The sequence below is a fragment of the Corallococcus sp. CA054B genome (assembly GCF_003611625.1).
GTDB classification, from domain to species: domain Bacteria; phylum Myxococcota; class Myxococcia; order Myxococcales; family Myxococcaceae; genus Corallococcus; species Corallococcus coralloides.
The window spans coordinates 1-15,786 of record NZ_RAVY01000212.1 but is presented as its reverse complement, the minus strand read 5'-3'; the positions used below and the strand labels follow the sequence as shown (position 1 = coordinate 15,786).

The following is a 15,786-nucleotide window of genomic DNA, read 5'->3' as shown; positions in this document are numbered from 1 at the left end:
GGCGGGGGCATGTTCCTGCTGGTGCGCCGGATGATGGCGCCCCTGGGCGCGCTGACGGCGGCGGCGGCGCGGGTCGTGAAGGAAGGGGACTTCAGCGGCACGTTGGACATCCACTCCCGGGATGAGATTGGCCAGCTGGCCACGTCCTTCGGGGACATGATGGCGCGGCTGCGCGCGGTGCTGATGGCGCTGAAGAACTCCGCGCAGGAGCTGGAGGCGACGGCGCTGGAGCTGGCGAACTCCGCGTCGGACCAGAACCTGGCGGTGACGCGGCAGGCGGCGGCGCTGCACCAGACGCAGATCGCCGCGCGGCAGCTTCAGGAGAGCTCGCGGGCGGCGGCGCAGCGGGCCACGGGCGTGCTGCGCGAGGCGGAGAAGGCGGGCGCGGTGGGGCAGGCGGGCGAGTCCGCGGTGGCGGGCAGCGTGGGCGGGCTCACGCACATCCGTTCGCAGGTGGAGCGCATCTCCACCACGGTGTCGGAGCTGCGGCAGAGCACGCGGCAGGTGGGCGACATCACCGGCACGGTGAAGGACCTGGCGGACCAGTCCAACGTGCTGGCGTTGAACGCGGCCATCGAGGCGGCGCGCAGCGGCGAGGCGGGCCGGGCGTTCGCGGTGGTGGCCCGGCAGATGCGGTCGCTGGCGGACCAGTCCGCGACGGCCACGGCGCGCGTGCAGACCATCCTGGCGGACATCGGCCGCGCCATCTCCGAGGCGGTGCAGACGAGCGAGGGCGGCACGCGCGAGGTGGAGGGCGGCCTGGAGCAGGCGCGCGCGGCGGGAGAGAGCCTGCGCGCGCTGGCCGAGGTCATCCAGAACAACAGCGTGTCCGTGAAGAGCATCGCGGACATGGTGAGCCAGCAGGACGCGGGCATCGCGGAGCTGTTCGCCGCGCTGAGCGACCTGACGCGGCTGGCGGACGAGACGGTGGAGCGCGTGGCCACCAGCGCCGTGGCCGCCGCGCGCCTCACCACCGCGTCCCACGAGGTCAGCAACATCGTGGAGCAGTACCGCCTGTGACAGCTGGGCGCGGCGGTCGCGCCCACTCGCGCGGTGACGCCGGGCCCGTGATGGCCCGGTGCGTGGGAGTCCGGCGCTACGCCGCTTCGCCACCGTCGATGGCGTAGGCCGCGCCGGTGATGGGCGCCGCCGCCTCCGACGCGAGGAAGAGGCACATCGCGGCCACCTCCTCCGGCTGGATGATGCGGCCCATGGCGCTCATCGCGGCCAGGGCCTCGCGGGCCTGTCCCTCACTGCGGCCCGTCGTCTTGGTGATGGCAGCCGTCGCGCCCGCGAACATGTCCGTCTCCACCCAACCCGGGTTCACGATGTTCACGGTGACGTTCTTGCGCGCGTACTCCACCGACAGCGCGCGCGTCAGCCCCAGCAGCGCGTGCTTGGACGCGCAGTACGCGGACGTGTACCGCGCCCCGCGCGTCGCGGTGATGGAGCCGATGTTGATGACCCGGCCGCCGCCCGCGGACGCCATGGCGGGCATCAGCTCACGGCACAGCAGGAAGGGCGCCGTCACGTTCACGGCCATCACCTTCGCCAGGTCCGCCGTGGACGTCTTCGTCAGCGGCGCGGACACGGTGATGCCCGCGTTGTTCACCAGCACCCGGGGCGTGCCCGCCGCCAGGATGGTCTTGCACGCCGTGAGCAGCGCGGACTCGTCCGCCACGTCCACCGTGAGCGGGCGGATGCGCTCGCCGCCTTCCTTGCGCAGCGCCTCCAGCGACTCCGCCGAGCGCGCCAGCGCCCAGACGTCGTAGCCCTCGCGCGCGAACGCCAGGGACACCGCGCGGCCAATGCCCCGGCTGGCGCCCGTCACCACCACGGTCTTCGTCGTCTCGTTTGCCATGGACGGACAGCATAGGGCTCCGCGCGTGGATTCGGACTGCGCGTGCGCGACGAAATGCATCATTCGCGATGTCGGGGGCTCTTCAAGACAACACCTACTGCACCGGAGTCCCTTGAACATGAAGTCGCTCAAGCACGGCCTGCTGGCCGCTTCCTGCCTGATGGTCGCGTCCACGTCCGCCCTCGCCGCGGCCCCCACGGGCAAGGCCAACCCGCGCCTCATGGGCACGCGCGCCATCGTCGCGTGCGACGCGGTGGAGAAGTCCTGCGGCGTGGCCAGCATCTCCTTCCCCGCGGGCATCAGCGGCCTGGTGCCCTATGGCCGTCCGGACGTGGCCATCGCGACCATGTTCTACCCGTCGGTGGATGACGCCGAGGCGGTGCTCGCGCGCGTCGACGCGGGCAACACGGCCCAGCAGGCCGTCGACTACGTCTTCTCCGTGGATCCGTACGCGGACTACCGCCAGCTCGCCGTGGTGAAGCTCAACCCCAACGGCACCATCACCGTGGGCCAGCAGACCGGCGCGCAGAACGCCCCGCAGCGCTGCGCGGTGAAGGGCGCGACCTTCGTGGTGCAGGCCAACAACCAGACGACCGCCACCGTCTGCGACGCCATGGCGTCGGCCTTCCAGAGGACCACGGGCAGCCTGCCGCAGCGGCTGCTCACGTCGCTCAAGGCGGGGGCCCGGGTGGGCCACGACAACAACGGTGAGCGCTCCGGCGTCATCCGCGTCTGGACCTCGGAGAACGAGTCGACCTTCTACACGAAGGTGCTGGCGGACGCCGTCGTGCACACCAGCCGGACCGCGCTGAAGGACCTGGAGGTGGAGATGAACCGCTACCAGGCGAGCATCGCGGCACCGTATGCGTCGGACCTCATCCCGCTCGACGCGGAGACGGCGAAGGTCGTGAAGAGCACGCTGTCCGCGGCCGGGTACTACACCGGTGTCATCGACGGGACCTGGAACGACGCCGCCGAGGCGGCGCTGGATGCCTTCAACTGGAACACGCTCTTCTTCCTCAAGCCCACCGTGGTGGTGAACGGCCAGCGGAAGATCGACGGCCCGCTGGTCAATTACCTGCGCAACGTTGACCCGAAGGCGCTCGTGCCCGGCGGGGAGTGAAGCACCGGACCCTCGGCTCCGTTCGCAGTACCTCTGTGGCGGGGCGGTGCATGGTGACATGCATCGTCCGAGCGCCAGGGGGGCTCTTCCAGACACCCTTCACTGCATCCAGGTCCATTGCCCATGAAGACCTTCGCTCGTGGCCTGCTGGCCGCCTCCTGTCTGATGTTCGCGTCCACGTCCGCCCTCGCGGCGGCGCCCACGGGCAAGGCCAACCCGCGCCTCCTGGGCACGCGCGCCATCGTCGCGTGCGATGCGGTGGAGAAGTCCTGTGGCGTGGCGAGCATCTCCTTCCCCGCGGGCATCAGCGGCCTGGTGCCTCATGGCCGTCCGGACGTGGCGGTGGCCTCCATGTTCTACCCGTCAGTGGATGACGCCGAAGCGATCATCGCCCGCACCGATGCGGGCGACACGGCCCAGGCCGCCGTCGACTACGTGTTCACCGTGGATCCGTACGCGGACTACCGCCAGCTCGCCGCGGTGAAGCTCAACCCCGACGGCACCATCACGGTGGGCCAGCAGACCGGCGCGGAGAGCGCCTCGCAGCGCTGCGCCGTGAAGGGCGCCACCTTCGTGGTGCAGGCCAACAACCAGACCACCGCCACCATCTGCGACGCCATGGCGACGGGCTTCCAGAAGGCCAAAGGCAGCCTGCCGCAGCGGCTGCTCACGTCGCTCAAGGCAGGGGCCCGGGTGGGCGGCGACAACAACGGCGAGCGCTCCGGCGTCATCCGCGTCTGGAGCTCGGAGAACGAAGCGGTCTTCTACACGAAGGTGCTGGCGGACGCCGTCGTGCACAGCAGCAAGCACGCGCTGGAGGAGCTGGACGTGGAGATGAACCGCTACCAGGCGGGCGTCGCGGCGCCGTACGCGTCGGACCTCATCCCGCTCGACAAGGAGACGACGAAGGTCGTGAAGCGCGTGCTGCACAAGCTCGGGTACTACCGCGGCCGCATGGATGCGACCTGGAACGACGGCTCCGAGCAGGCGCTGTATGACTTCAACTGGAACAACAGCTTCTTCCTCAAGCCCACCGTGGTGGTGGATGGGCAGCGGAAGATCGACGGTCCGCTGGTCAACTCCATGCGCGACGCGGACCTGGATGCGCTCGCGCCCGCGTCACACTGAGGCACCGGTGGTTTGACGGCCTGGGGAGGGCGACGCCAAGCTCGCGCCATGCCCCGCGCCGACATCACCGACCTGTTCCGCATCGACGACCTGCTTTCCGCCGAGGAGAAGGCAGCTCGCGACGCGGTGGCCCGCTTCGTGGACACGGAGGTGCTGCCCATCATCGGGAAGCACTTCCGCGACGGCACCTTCCCCGCGCACCTCATCCCGGGCCTCGCGGAGCTGGGCGTGCTGGGCGCGAACCTCCAGGGCTACGGCTGCGCGGGCATGAACACCGTCAGCTACGGCCTGGTGTTGCAGGAGCTGGAGCGCGGTGACTCCGGCCTGCGCAGCTTCGCGTCCGTGCAGGGCTCGCTGTGCATGTTCCCCATCCACGCCTTCGGCAGCGAGGAGCAGAAGACGCGCTTCCTGCCGGGCATGGCGAAGGGACAGCTCATCGGCTGCTTCGGCCTCACCGAGCCCGACTTCGGCTCCAACCCCGGCGGCATGCGCGCCCGCGCCCGGAAGGATGGAGACACCTGGGTGCTCAACGGCACCAAGGCCTGGATTACCAACGGCAGCATCGCGGACGTCGCGGTGGTGTGGGCGAAGACGGACGACGGCGGCCCGGAGTCCGTGCGCGGCTTCCTGGTGGAGAAGGGGATGCCCGGCTTCAGCGCGCGGGAGATTCCCGGCAAGTTCTCCCTGCGCGCGTCACGCACCAGCGAGCTGTCCTTCCAGGACGTGCGCGTGCCGGACCGCAACGTGCTGCCCGGAGTCGTGGGCCTTCGTGGTCCGCTGTCGTGCCTCAACAACGCGCGAGCGGGCATCGCGTTCGCGGTGACGGGCGCGGCCATCGCCTGCTTCGAGGGCGCGCGCGAATACGCGCTGGCCCGCACGCAGTTCGACGGCAAGTCCATCGCCGGCTACCAGCTCACGCAGGAGAAGCTGGCGGACATGCTCCAGGAGATCGTCAAGGCGCAGCTGTTGAGCCTGCGGCTCGCGCGCCTCAAGGACGAGGGCAAGAGCAACCCCGTGATGGTGAGCCTGGCCAAGCGCAACAACGTGAAGAGCGCGCTCGACATCGCCCGCGTGGCCCGGAGCATCTACGGCGCCAACGGCATCACGGACGACTACCCGCCCGTGCGCCACATGCTGAACCTGGAGAGCGTCTTCACCTACGAGGGCACCCACGAGGTGCACACGCTGGTGCTGGGCAAGGCCATCACCGGCATCGACGCGTTCGGCTGAGGCGAGCGCGGGGCGTCCGATGGAAGCCGCGCCTCCCCTCGCTCCCGGATGGGAAGGAGGGGAGGGCACGGGAAGGAACATCAGGACTGGGTGCTGCCTTCGTTGGTCGGCTCGCCAGGGGACTCGGACGACGGCTCGGACGCGGGGGCCTCGGCGGACGCCTCGCCCTCCTCGGAACCCTCCGCGGCGGCCTCGGGCTCGTCGGCGACTTCCGGCGCGGTGCCGGAGGCCTCGGCGGCCTGCTGCGCCTTGAGCTCCTCGTCGTTCATGAAGCCGACGGGGTTCTCCTTGCGGTTGAGGAAGCGCACGGCCTTGGCGGACAGCGCGTACATCTGCTCGGCCGCGGCGGCGGGCACCAGTGAGTGCTCGATTTGAGCGGGCTCCGGGCGCTCCACCACGCCCAGCTCGCCGTCCTCCAGCTGCTTGGCCTGGGCGGGGCTCAGCTCCATGCGCCGCAGCTTTCCCTTGCGCGTCATGAAGTAGAACGCCGTCTCGCCCGGCTCCTGGGGCACCTGGGCGCCGAGCACCAGCTCGCGCAGGGCGCGGTCCAGCTCCACCTGCTTCTTGGACTCGGCGCGCTGGTAGGCCTTGGAGCCCGGCATGGGCGGCAGCTTGGGGATGGGCTTCTCCGTGGGCGTGCCCGGACGCGCGTTCGCGCCGAATCCGCCCTGGGGACCGCCCCGGAAGCCTCCGCCCTGACGCGGCGGACCGCCCGCACCGTGACGCGGGGGGCCTCCGGCGCCGCGCGGCGGACCACCACCGCCCTCACGGCGCGGTGGACCTCCGCGGTCATCGCGGCGCGGCGGGCCTCCGGCTGTCCGATTCTCATCACGTCCACGAGGGGCCGGGGCGCGTGGAGCGCTCCCCCGGTTGTCCTCCTGGCGCCGTGGCGCCGAGGGCGTGGAGTCGGACTTCTTGGCCTGCTCCTCGGAGACGAGGCCCGCTTTCAACAACTTGTCTCGCAGGTTCTGCATGGGTTGGGCGTTCTATCCCTTGCACGGCCGCACGCAAGCCACCGCTTGCCGCTCCTGTCCCCCCCACGTAACTTGCCGCCCCCGCCGTCCTGGTCGTGGAGGTTCCGTGAGAAGTCTGACGAAGTCCGCCGCCCTCGCCCTGGTCCTGGCAGCCACCGGCTGCTCCGACCCCGTCGACAAGGCGGCCAAGGCCCGCATCTTCTCGCCGGAGGACCCGCCGAAGGTGGTGGCCTCGGCGAAGGAGAAGCTGCCGCCGGAGGACGTCGCGGACAACCCCCAGGTCTCCCGCCGCATCCTGGGCATGGACGCCGCGGAGGTGACCGAGCGGCTGGGCCCGCACTTCTTCCAGTCCACCCTCAGCTACGAGTGGGCCGGCCCCAACGGGAACAACCCCGTGAAGCTCACGGAGACGCGCTCCTTCCGCGCGGGCCCCGGGGGCGTCAACGGCGACTTCCACGGCGTCCTGGAGAACTCCCGGGACCAGGGCCTGGAGGTGATGCGCGTGAAGGGGCAGGTGTTCGCGCGCAACCGCTACGGCCCCTACCGCCAGCGCCTGCGCGACCGCGGCATGGCCGAGCGCACCCGCACGGAGCTGACGGGCGCCATCCGCGACTTCGACAGCCTCTTCCAGGGCCGCATCAAGCTCACCCCCGCGGGCACCGTCACCTACGAGGGGCGCACCGCGTGGAAGTACAACGTGTCCCTGGGAGCGCCCCAGGAGGGCGGCACGCCGAAGAAGATGCCCGCCGCCTTCACGCCCAAGAACGCGGACGAGACGACGAAGCGCCGCGCCAGCTTCTTCGAGCACCGGCTGCCGCGCTCGCTGGAGGGCGAGGTGCTGGTGGACGCGGCCACGTCCGTCGTCCTCAAGGCCCGGCTGGACGGCCGCATCGGCGTGCCCCAGGAGAAGACCCCGGAGGCCGCGGAGCTGCGCATGACGCTGGAGTCCAGCCTGACGGAGATTGGCAAGGACCCCCAGCTCCAGCCGCCGCAGGACTTCCTGCCGGACGCGGACAAGCCCCAGGGCATCGCGGACGCGCTGGACCACTTCGGCATCCCGCGCACCAAGGCCGGGGACTCGACCGGCACCCCGGGGGCCGCGCCCGGCGCCCCCGAGCCGGAAGACGAGGCCGAGGGCAACTGACGTCACTCCGCCGAGCTGCCCCGAGCTGCCCCGAGCCTCCAGGCCGTTGGAAGCCCCACGGTTTCACGGCCAGGGGCTCGGAGGTGCGCGCGGCCCTTGGGGGCTGTGACGGCCGTGTCCTGCACGGGCCTCCGCCCCAGCCAGGGCCTTCCCGCAAGTGCCTGACGCGGCTGGGGAATCCCCCCTGGCCCTGGCCTTGCTCTGACGGGAGGCCATGTTCCGCTCCGCCCTCCCGCTGGCGTGTGCCGGGCTCGCACTCCTGGCGACCCCGGCCCTCGCCGAACCCGCCCGCAACCTGGGCATCACCGTCGCGCCGCTGGGGGCCTACGTGCTCCAAGGGGACGCGGAAGGGGCGCTTACGGTGGGCTACAGCGCGGGCCTGGGCTGGGCGTACCGCAAGCCGGGGGCGGTCCTGGAGGTGGGCGGCCACCTGGCGTCCGGCCGGCACCTGACGGAGGTGACGCCCATGTCCGTGCGCGTGGTGCCCCTGGGGGACACCCGGGTGCGGCCCTTCCTGGGCGTGGGGGCCAGCATGCTGGTGCCCCACTCACGGCCCCAGTCGGTGGCCCCGGATACGCTGGGAAGCCGCGTGCTCCAGCTGGGCTTCGAGCTGTGCGGCGGCGTGGGGGTGGAGCTGGGGGAGAACCTCTTCCTCTCCGCCGAGGCGCGCTACCAGAACTTCTCCGCCAGGGGCTCCCCTTTCTCCGGGGAGCGACAGAGCTTGCGCTCCACGTTCCTGGGCCTGGGGATGCATCTGTAGCTGTAGCGGGTGGGGCGGGTCGCTACAGACTGGCAGCGGCCTGTTGGAAGAAATTTTGACGGCCCTCTTGCGTCCTCTACAATCCTCGTCGGTTGCGGCCCAGACGCATCTGACATGCTCGGGTGTTCAGGCGTGCACAACGAAGGGAGCGGAGATGGAGCGCAAGGTCGGAAGTAGCACGTTGACCGCGAAAGAGGTCAAGGCGGCGCTGGAGAAGTCCACCACGCTGACGGCCACGGAGGAGAAGGCCCTGCGCATGCGCCATGGCGCGGGCGCTCCCAGCAAGAGCGCGCCACTGCCCCGCGCCGCCGGTGCGAACGCGGAGCTGGCGGACGAGCTGCTCGTCATCGAGATGCAGCTGATGAAGGCCATGCGCGCGCGCACCGGCCAGACGCGCACCGCGGCCAACGCCTCCAAGGCGCCGGCTCGCGAGGTCGCTCCGGCGAACGCGGCGAAGGACAAGATCGTCCGCGCGCTGCGCGCCAAGAAGAAGTAGGGGGCAGCACTCCCTACTGGTTGAGGATGGCCACGAGGCGCGCTCCCGCCTCGGGCAGCGCCAGCGGCGTGCCCGAGACCTCCGTGGCCAGTCCCTCCGCGTCGGCGGCGCCGCCCCGCGCGAAGAGCCCCTTGAGCCAGGTGAAGGCGGCGGGGTTGCGCCAGAAGTCCTCGTTGAACCGCTCCAGCAGGTGCGCGGTGAGCCGGGTCTCCAGGGCCCAGGCCCGCAGGTAGCGGGTGACGTAGAGCTGCGAGTCCACGTCATGGAGGAAGAAGCCCGGGTGCGGCTGCGCGAAGAGCGCGCGGCGCTGGCCGTCGGCGTACTCGTCCGCGCGGTCGGCGGAGGCGCCCTTCGTGGTGAGGGACAGCTCGTAGGACAGCTTCGCGCAGTGGCGGCGCAGCACGGCCAGGGCCTGGAACGCGGCCAGGCGCACGGCGTCCTTCGTCGTGCTGGACGGCAGGCCCAGGTAGCGCTTGAGCCAGGGCGGGGACAGGAGCAGCCGCTCGAAGGTGGCGGCGTAGGCTTCCGTCACGGAGGCGTCGCCCAGGCGGCGCAGCTCCATGGGGGCGTCCGCGTCCACGTGGGCCAGGTGCCACGCGTGGCCCAGCTCGTGGAGCAGGTCGCCCAGCGCGTCCATGCCGCTGCGGGGCTGGAGGACCAGGTGGATTTCGCCAGGCACGCGCACGGCGGCGACGAAGGGGCGTGAGGCCTTGCCGGGGCGAGCCTCGTCGTCCAGGCGGATGCGTCCGCCGGCTTCCGGGTGGAGGCCCCAGTCGGACAGCCAGCGCATCACGGCGGGGACGGTGTCCTCGCGGCGGAAGTAGGCGTCCATCCACGGGGCTCGCAGGGCGTGCTGCACGTCGTGGCGCCGCGCCTCGCCGCCGGGCAGTGGGCGCAGGGTGGGCTCCAGCTTGCGCAGCACGTAGGCCAGCACGTCGCGGTAGGCGTCCTCGGTGCGCTTGAGGGTCTCCTCGGCGGCTTCGGCCAGCTTGCCCGCGTCGATGCCCGTCACGTCCTGGCGCAGCGAGGGGTAGTCCGGGAAGCCCAGCACCTCCGCGGCCTGGAGGGCGGCGTCGCGCCGGTCTCCGTACGGGCCCCGGTGGTCCCAGAGGAAGTTGCCGGCGCCGCGCTCCAGGAGGGCGCGGCGGGAGCGGCTGGGTTCGCGCGGAATCTGGGACAGGGCCTGGGCTAGCGACAGCGTCGTGTCGTCCGCGGGGATGTGGGAGCGGGCCTCCAGCGCGACGACGGCGTCCGCCGCGGGCAGGGCGAGCGACTCCTCCACCTGGGTGGCGATGAGCTCGCGCACGAGCGTGATGCGGCGGATGGCGACGGGGTCGGGGTCGCCCTTGCCCTTCGCGCGGGCGAGCGCTTCGTTGGCGGCGGCGAAGGTCTCCGGCGAGGACAGCTCCGGAAAGGATGCGTACAGGCGGGCGACGGGGAGGTCCGGGGAGAGTCCGGCGCCGTAGCGGTACTGGAGGGTGGCCAGCTCGGCGAGGAAGTCATCCAGCCGCGACCGGACGGAGTGCAGGGGGCGGTCCATGGCGGCGCGGAAGGTAACAGGAAGCCCGAGTCACGGCAGGGAGCACGCGCATAGAGTGTCGCGCCATGTCCTCCGCCCCCGTCGTCTGTCCGCATGCCCCCCTGGAGTCCCTCCTGGAAAGGGGCGGCGCGCGATGAAGCGCCGGACGTTCCGGGCGGAGGGGGCGCACGTGGGCCGTGCCCTGGTGGAGGCGGTGGCGGCGGAGCTGGCGCTGCCGGCGTCGGACGTGCGGCGGCTGGTGGACGTGGGCGCCGTGTACGTGGCGGGGCGGCGCGCGCGGGATGGAGCGGTGAAGCTCCAGGCCGCGCAGGTGGTGACGGTGGTGCTGGAGGAGGCGGGGCAGAGCCCGCTGGAGGCCTCGAAGCCCGCGGTGCCCTTGCGCGTGCTGTTCGAGGACGCGGAGGTCATCGCGGTGGACAAGCCCGCGGGCCTGAACGCGCAGCCCACGGAAGGCCGCGTGGGCGGAAGCCTGGTGGACCTGGTGAGCGAGCACCTGGGCTGGCAGGCGGGGCTGGTGCACCGGTTGGACCGGGAGACGTCCGGGGTGACGGTGTTCGGCAAGACGCCCGCCGCCACCTCCGCGCTGGCCGAGGCGTTCCGGGAGGGCACCGCGCGCAAGCGCTACCTCGCGGCGACGGGGCCGGGGCTTCCGGCGGGTGGCACGGTGGACCTGCCCCTGTCGAAGGACCCGTCCAGGCCGGGGCGCTGGCGGGCAACGCGCGCGGCCAATGGCGTGCCCGCGTGGACGGACTACCGGACGCTGTTCGCGGGGGAGGCGTTCAGCCTGGTGGAGCTGCTGCCCCGGACGGGCCGCACGCACCAGCTCCGGGCGCACCTGACGGCGCTGGAGCACCCCATCCTGGGGGACTCGCGCTATGGCGGGGCCGGGAGCGCGGGGGGCCTGATGGCGCCGCGGTGCCTGCTGCATGCGCACGCGCTGGAGCTGGGGCATCCGCGCACGGGCCGGCCGCTGCGGCTGGAGGCGCCGGTGCCGGAGGACCTGAGGGCGTTCTTCGAGTCGGCGGGCGTGCGCGTTCCGGAGGGGCCCATCGTGGCCTCGGACGCGCCCTGAGAACCTGGAAAACCAGGGCCCTGTGCTGGCGGACAGGATGCCCCCGTCGCGCGCATCGTGTGTAGACTGGGGTCTTCATGGGTGGCGGGAGACACGGCAAGGGCCCACGGACGCCGGAGCCCTCCCTTCGCGGACCGGAGCCAGGCTCGCGAGGAGAGGACGTGCGAGGCGCGGTGGCCCGGATCTGCCGGGACGCTGCTCGGCTGCTCCAGGAGGGGCAGGCGGCGCGGGCGTACTCCGGCTTGGTGTCCGCTAGCCGTTCCCTGCCGATGACGCCCCGGCTCGCGGCGGTGCTGGTCCGGTGCGCGCTGAAGGCGGGCACGGAGCGCGCGGTCATCACCCTGCTGGACGCGGCGATGGTGACGGAGCGGGGCGAGGTGCGCCGCGAGGTCCGCCGCCAGCTGTCGCGGGTGTTGCGGCGCACGGGGCAGGAAGCGCGCGCCGCGGCGGTGCTCAACGGGTTGTTGATGGACGCGCCCGACGACGCCCGGGCCCGCTTCGTGCTCGACGTGCTGCGCGAGCGGGTGGCGAAGGCGAAGCCGGTGCCGTCGCCGCAGCCCCTCGCGGAGGACGAGGAGTCCCGGACGAAGACCGTGGAGGTGTCCGCGCTGGCGCTGTCGGATCCGGAGCTGGGCAACACGGTGGTGGAGATGCCGGTGGTGGCGGTGCCGGCCCCGCAGGCGTGGGCTCCCCGGGCCGCCACGGTGCAGGTCCCGCTGGGCGAGTGGGCAGAACCGGCAAGGACGGCGTCGCGAGGACCGGAGTTCCCCTGGGATGACGAAGGGCCGGGCAAGGCCCGGGTGGTGACGCCGCCACAGGTCGCGAGGACCGTTCCGGAGCCCGTGTCGGCGGGAGCTTCCAGTGCCGGGCTCGCCGAGCCACCCAGGCTTGATGAGGTTGTCGCGAAGGCACCCGACACGGTGCGCCCTGGCGCCGCGGTGCAGGCGCCGGACGATAGGGGCCCCGCGGGCTCGGGTGCATCGTCGTCCGTGGACGCGGCGCCTCGGGTTGAGAGCGCTGCTGGAGAATCGAACGCATCGTCGTCGGTGACCGCCGCGGATGCGCCTTCGGCCGCCGTCGCGCCGCCAAGCGCATCGCCGTCCGCGACGGTGCCTGAACACGTCATCGCGGCGTTGAGCGCACTGGTGTTGTCGGGCGCTGCCAGGGCGCCTGAGCGCGTTGAAACGGCATCATCGTCAGCGGATGCGGCCGAGCACGTCAGTGGAACATCGCTAGAGCGTGCGACGCAGACGCCACTGCTCCCGGATACGGGAGCCGCGTCCGACGACGAGAAGGTCAAGGCGTCGACTGCTGCCGCGCCACCCGCCCCGCCATTGTTCGAGGCGACGCAGGTCTTCGGCAAGAAGCTCGAGGAGGCGCCGCCTGCCGATGCCGCACAGGCCCTCGACGAAAAGCCCGCGTCGCTGAACTCATCCGAGGCCGCACCGGCCGCGATGACGGCGGCATCCTCGAAGACCTCCGGTCCTGAGGAGTCGCGTTCGCCTGCCGCGGTGCTGGTGCCTGGAGCGCCCTCCAAGACCTTCGACGAAGACGAATCGACGTCGGAGCTCCTCCCTCCGCGTCCGTCCGAACCGGCCGCTGGAGCGCAAGCCAAGGCCTCCGGCGAGAACGCATCGGCGTCGAAGAAGCCGTCCCCACGCCAGCCGGACGCGGTGCTGGTGCCGGGTGCGCCAGCGATGGCGTTCGACGAAGAAGAGGCGACCTCGGAGATCATTCCGCCCGAGCGTGTCGAAGCGGAGCAGGGTGCTTCCGCATCAACGCAGTCCCGTGACGGGAAGCCGTCCGTGCCGCGCCGGGCCTCCGTGCTGGTGCCCGCCACTTCGAAGCCCGCGTTCGACGAAGAGGAATCGACTTCGGAAGTCGTCTTCCCGCAGGCGGACTCCGCCGCGCCCCGGCGCGACTCCACGCGCGTCCCCTCGGTGAAGCCCTCCGAGCCTGCGGCTTCGGATGCGCCTGCCTCGGCACGCACCGCGGACGAGGGCTCGGAGCGGGCCCAGTCCCAGCGCCAGGAGGCCCAGCTCATCGCGCGCAGTGCCTGGCGCGAGCTGGCCCAGCTGTACCTCAAGCGCGCGGACCGCGCGAAGGACGCACCCGAGCGCGCCGAAGCCCTCACGCGGCTCGCGGAGGTGATGGAGAACGAGCTCCAGGACTCCGCGGGCGCCGCGCGCATGTACCGGGAGATCGTCGAGCTGACCGGTGAGCGCACCGCGTTGCGTGAACAGGTCCGGCTGTTGTCGCAGCGGGAGGACGCCTCGCTCGTGCGCCGTGCGCTCGATGACGCGATCTCCCGGGCGAGGACATCGCGGGCCCGCGCCGTGGCCCTGCTGACGCGGGGCGAGCGGCAGCTGAACATGGGCAACCCCGCGAAGGCGCGCGAGGACTTCGAGGCGGCGGATGCGCTCGTGCCCGGAATGCTGCCCGTGCTCGCGGGGCTGGTGCGCAGCGTCTCCGACGACGAGCGCTTCGCCCAGGTCGAGCGTCTGCGCGCCGCTTGTGCCGCCGCGCCGCGCCGCGCGCCGGATCGCCTGGAGGCGCTGCGGGTGCTCGCGCAGACCGCGGAGGAGTCCCTGGGCGACCTGCGCATCGCGCAGTGGGCCTGGGCGGAGGTGCTCGCGGAGAGCCCGGACAATGATCAACCCCGGGAGCACCTGCTGGCGCTCGCGCGCCGCCTGGGCGACCTGCCCGCGCTGAGTGCGCTGCTGCACGCGCAGCTCGCCCGAGAGCCTCGGGGGCCGGCCGCGCGCAAGGCGCACCTGGAGCGGGTCGCCACGCTGGAGGCGATGGGCGACGCGGGCGCGGCGCTGGCGGAGCTGCGCCAGGCCGTGCGCTTCGAGCCGGGACACAAGGAAGCCTGGCTGCTGCTCGCGGACCGCTGCACCGAGCGCGAGCAATTCGGCGAGGCCGCCTGGGCGCTGGAGAACGCGGCCACCGCGACGGAGGACGACGAGGAGCGCCAGCACACGTGGGAGCGGCTCGCGCTCTTCTGCCGCGAGGTGCTGCACAACACCGAGAAGGCTCGCCTCTACGCGCGCCGCGCCGAGAGTCTGCGCAAGTCCCGCGAGCAGCGCGCCCGTCCGCCGTCGCCGGAGCCCGCGCGTCCGGCGTCCTCGCAGGCCGGCGGGGTGCCGCCACCGTCGGTGCTCGTCGCGCCGCCGGTCGCCACGGGCCGAGTGCCCGCGGCGAAGCGCAAGGACCTGTCCGACGAGGTTACGTCCAACACGGACGTCCCGTCGCTGCTCCAGGCGGAGGAGGCACCGGAGAAGCGCCCGGCCGGGGCTCCAGGTGCCAGCGCGACTTCGCGCAAGGGGCGCGGCAACGCGGCAGGCGAGGAACTCGACGCGGCTCCTGGCAACAAGAAGAGAGGGCGCGCAGGGGCGCGGAGTGACGCGGCTGAGCGATCCAAGGCCCCCTTGGGACGTCACGCTCCGGTAGACGCCGCATCGCCGTCCACGGAAGCACCTCGGCAACCCAGGGCGCCCTCGGGACGTCATGCGCCGGTAGGAACCTCACCGTTCTCCACGGATGCCGCCCGCCAGCCGAAGGCTCCATCCGGAAGCCACGCGCCTGTCGGTACCGCGGCGCCAGGCACGGATGCAGCGCGCCAGCCAAAGGCTCCATCCGGTAGTCACGCCACCGCAGGCACTGCTTCATCGAGCACGGAAGCACTTCGCGACCCGAAGGCCCCGTCCGGCCGTCACGCCTCCGTCGGAGCCACGGCATCCAGCACGGACGCCGCAAGCCAGCAGAAGGCCGCGTCCAACCGTCACGCCCCCGTCGGAGCCACGGCATCCAGCGCGGACGACGCAAGCCGGCAGAAGGCCTCGTCCGGCCGTAATGCCCCTGTTGGCGCCACGGCATCCAGCACGGACGCCGCAAGGCAGCCGAAGGCACCCTCCGGAAGCCATGCGCCGGTGGGGACTTCATCGCGAAGCACGGACGCCACCCGCCAGCCAAAGGCCCCGTCCGGCCGTCACGGCGCGGTCGCGAGCACGTCGCCAGAAGCAGAGCCCCTCCGTCGCGCCGCGAAGGCGCCAGCGGAGAGCCCTGTCTCCCTCTCGGAGTCCGCCCCCGCTCCCAGCGGCAGGACACGGGCCGCGAAGCCGTCTCGCGGTGACTCGGCCCAGGAATCCGGCCCCACGCAGGACGACGCAACCTCCTCGCCCGACCGCAAGCCGCGAGCCTCCGCCACGCCTCCGCGCGAGAGGACCACGGCCTTCGGAGCCGCGCTCCTTCCAGACGCGGAGCCCGAAGCCCCTGCGTCGAGCAAGGCCGCCTCCACTGCGTCCACCTCCGAGGACAACGCCCGCTCCTCCAAGCACGCGGGCACGCAGGTCCGCGAAGCTCCGTCCCGCGTGGAACGCGCCCCGCGCGCCGGACACGCGCCCCGGGTCCCTCTCTCCGCCAGCGGCGTGGAACCCCCCGCCGCCCCCCCACCCC

General features: G+C 72.3%; 12 protein-coding genes. 9 read left to right on the top strand and 3 right to left on the bottom strand.

Annotation, left to right across the window (positions count from 1 at the left end; genetic code table 11):
* The coding region (locus D7V80_RS34550) for a methyl-accepting chemotaxis protein (protein ID WP_147447305.1) at positions 1 to 1,020 on the top strand (1,020 nt) is incomplete at its 5' end.
* A 76-nt stretch (positions 1,021 to 1,096) separates the two neighbouring features.
* On the opposite strand, the gene D7V80_RS34545 is transcribed toward D7V80_RS34550, so the two are convergent.
* Positions 1,097 to 1,861 carry an SDR family NAD(P)-dependent oxidoreductase gene (locus D7V80_RS34545; RefSeq protein WP_120592149.1) on the bottom strand — a complete coding sequence of 255 codons (765 nt, stop codon included), beginning with the start codon at positions 1,859 to 1,861 and terminating at the stop codon, positions 1,097 to 1,099.
* Positions 1,862 to 1,979: 118 nt separating this feature from the next.
* Between D7V80_RS34545 and D7V80_RS34540 the strand changes: the two genes are divergently transcribed.
* The 3 genes from D7V80_RS34540 (at position 1,980) to D7V80_RS34530 (ending at position 5,342) form a co-directional block, all read left to right on the top strand.
* The gene (locus tag D7V80_RS34540) at positions 1,980 to 2,984 is read left to right on the top strand and encodes a DUF1028 domain-containing protein (RefSeq protein WP_120592147.1); all 1,005 of its coding nucleotides are present in this window, start codon (positions 1,980 to 1,982) and stop codon (positions 2,982 to 2,984) included.
* A 123-nt stretch (positions 2,985 to 3,107) separates the two neighbouring features.
* Positions 3,108 to 4,112: a DUF1028 domain-containing protein gene (locus D7V80_RS34535; protein WP_120592146.1), complete on the top strand. Its 1,005-nt coding sequence runs from the start codon at positions 3,108 to 3,110 to the stop codon at positions 4,110 to 4,112.
* A gap of 48 nt (positions 4,113 to 4,160) precedes the next feature.
* Positions 4,161 to 5,342 carry an acyl-CoA dehydrogenase family protein gene (locus D7V80_RS34530; RefSeq protein ID WP_120592145.1) on the top strand — a complete coding sequence of 394 codons (1,182 nt, stop codon included), beginning with the start codon at positions 4,161 to 4,163 and terminating at the stop codon, positions 5,340 to 5,342.
* A gap of 80 nt (positions 5,343 to 5,422) precedes the next feature.
* Here the strand turns inward: D7V80_RS34530 and D7V80_RS34525 are convergent, their stop codons facing one another.
* Complete coding sequence (locus D7V80_RS34525; protein ID WP_120592144.1) at positions 5,423 to 6,316, bottom strand: DUF2058 family protein; 894 nt, start codon at positions 6,314 to 6,316, stop codon at positions 5,423 to 5,425.
* A 106-nt stretch (positions 6,317 to 6,422) separates the two neighbouring features.
* Between D7V80_RS34525 and D7V80_RS34520 the strand changes: the two genes are divergently transcribed.
* The 3 genes from D7V80_RS34520 to D7V80_RS34510 all read left to right on the top strand — a co-directional run bounded on the left by D7V80_RS34520 (position 6,423) and on the right by D7V80_RS34510 (position 8,716).
* Positions 6,423 to 7,460, top strand: coding sequence for a hypothetical protein (locus tag D7V80_RS34520; protein ID WP_199738931.1), 1,038 nt, complete (start codon positions 6,423 to 6,425; stop codon positions 7,458 to 7,460).
* A gap of 214 nt (positions 7,461 to 7,674) precedes the next feature.
* Entirely contained in the window at positions 7,675 to 8,220 is a 546-nt protein-coding gene (locus tag D7V80_RS34515) for a hypothetical protein (RefSeq protein ID WP_120592143.1), read from the top strand.
* 154 nt (positions 8,221 to 8,374) lie between these two features.
* Positions 8,375 to 8,716 carry a hypothetical protein gene (locus D7V80_RS34510; protein WP_014394173.1) on the top strand — a complete coding sequence of 114 codons (342 nt, stop codon included), beginning with the start codon at positions 8,375 to 8,377 and terminating at the stop codon, positions 8,714 to 8,716.
* A 13-nt stretch (positions 8,717 to 8,729) separates the two neighbouring features.
* Here the strand turns inward: D7V80_RS34510 and D7V80_RS34505 are convergent, their stop codons facing one another.
* The gene (locus D7V80_RS34505; RefSeq protein WP_120592142.1) at positions 8,730 to 10,256 is read right to left on the bottom strand and encodes a peptidase M3; all 1,527 of its coding nucleotides are present in this window, start codon (positions 10,254 to 10,256) and stop codon (positions 8,730 to 8,732) included.
* Positions 10,257 to 10,389: 133 nt separating this feature from the next.
* On the opposite strand from D7V80_RS34505, the gene D7V80_RS34500 reads away from it, so the two are divergent.
* Positions 10,390 to 11,328 (top strand): RluA family pseudouridine synthase, encoded by a 939-nt coding sequence (locus D7V80_RS34500; RefSeq protein WP_120592141.1) that lies wholly within the window; start codon positions 10,390 to 10,392, stop codon positions 11,326 to 11,328.
* 161 nt (positions 11,329 to 11,489) lie between these two features.
* Positions 11,490 to 15,786, top strand: a 4,297-nt coding sequence (locus D7V80_RS34495) for a lipopolysaccharide assembly protein LapB (protein WP_147447304.1), incomplete at its 3' end; no start/stop codon positions are given.

Coding starts and splice junctions, on each gene's coding strand:
- D7V80_RS34515 (WP_120592143.1), top strand. CDS start 7,675: ATGTTCCGCTCCGCCCTCCCGCTGGCGTGTGCCGGGCTCGCACTCCTG.
- D7V80_RS34510 (WP_014394173.1), top strand. CDS start 8,375: ATGGAGCGCAAGGTCGGAAGTAGCACGTTGACCGCGAAAGAGGTCAAG.
- D7V80_RS34530 (WP_120592145.1), top strand. CDS start 4,161: ATGCCCCGCGCCGACATCACCGACCTGTTCCGCATCGACGACCTGCTT.
- D7V80_RS34525 (WP_120592144.1), bottom strand. CDS start 6,316: ATGCAGAACCTGCGAGACAAGTTGTTGAAAGCGGGCCTCGTCTCCGAG.
- D7V80_RS34540 (WP_120592147.1), top strand. CDS start 1,980: ATGAAGTCGCTCAAGCACGGCCTGCTGGCCGCTTCCTGCCTGATGGTC.
- D7V80_RS34500 (WP_120592141.1), top strand. CDS start 10,390: ATGAAGCGCCGGACGTTCCGGGCGGAGGGGGCGCACGTGGGCCGTGCC.
- D7V80_RS34505 (WP_120592142.1), bottom strand. CDS start 10,256: ATGGACCGCCCCCTGCACTCCGTCCGGTCGCGGCTGGATGACTTCCTC.
- D7V80_RS34535 (WP_120592146.1), top strand. CDS start 3,108: ATGAAGACCTTCGCTCGTGGCCTGCTGGCCGCCTCCTGTCTGATGTTC.
- D7V80_RS34545 (WP_120592149.1), bottom strand. CDS start 1,861: ATGGCAAACGAGACGACGAAGACCGTGGTGGTGACGGGCGCCAGCCGG.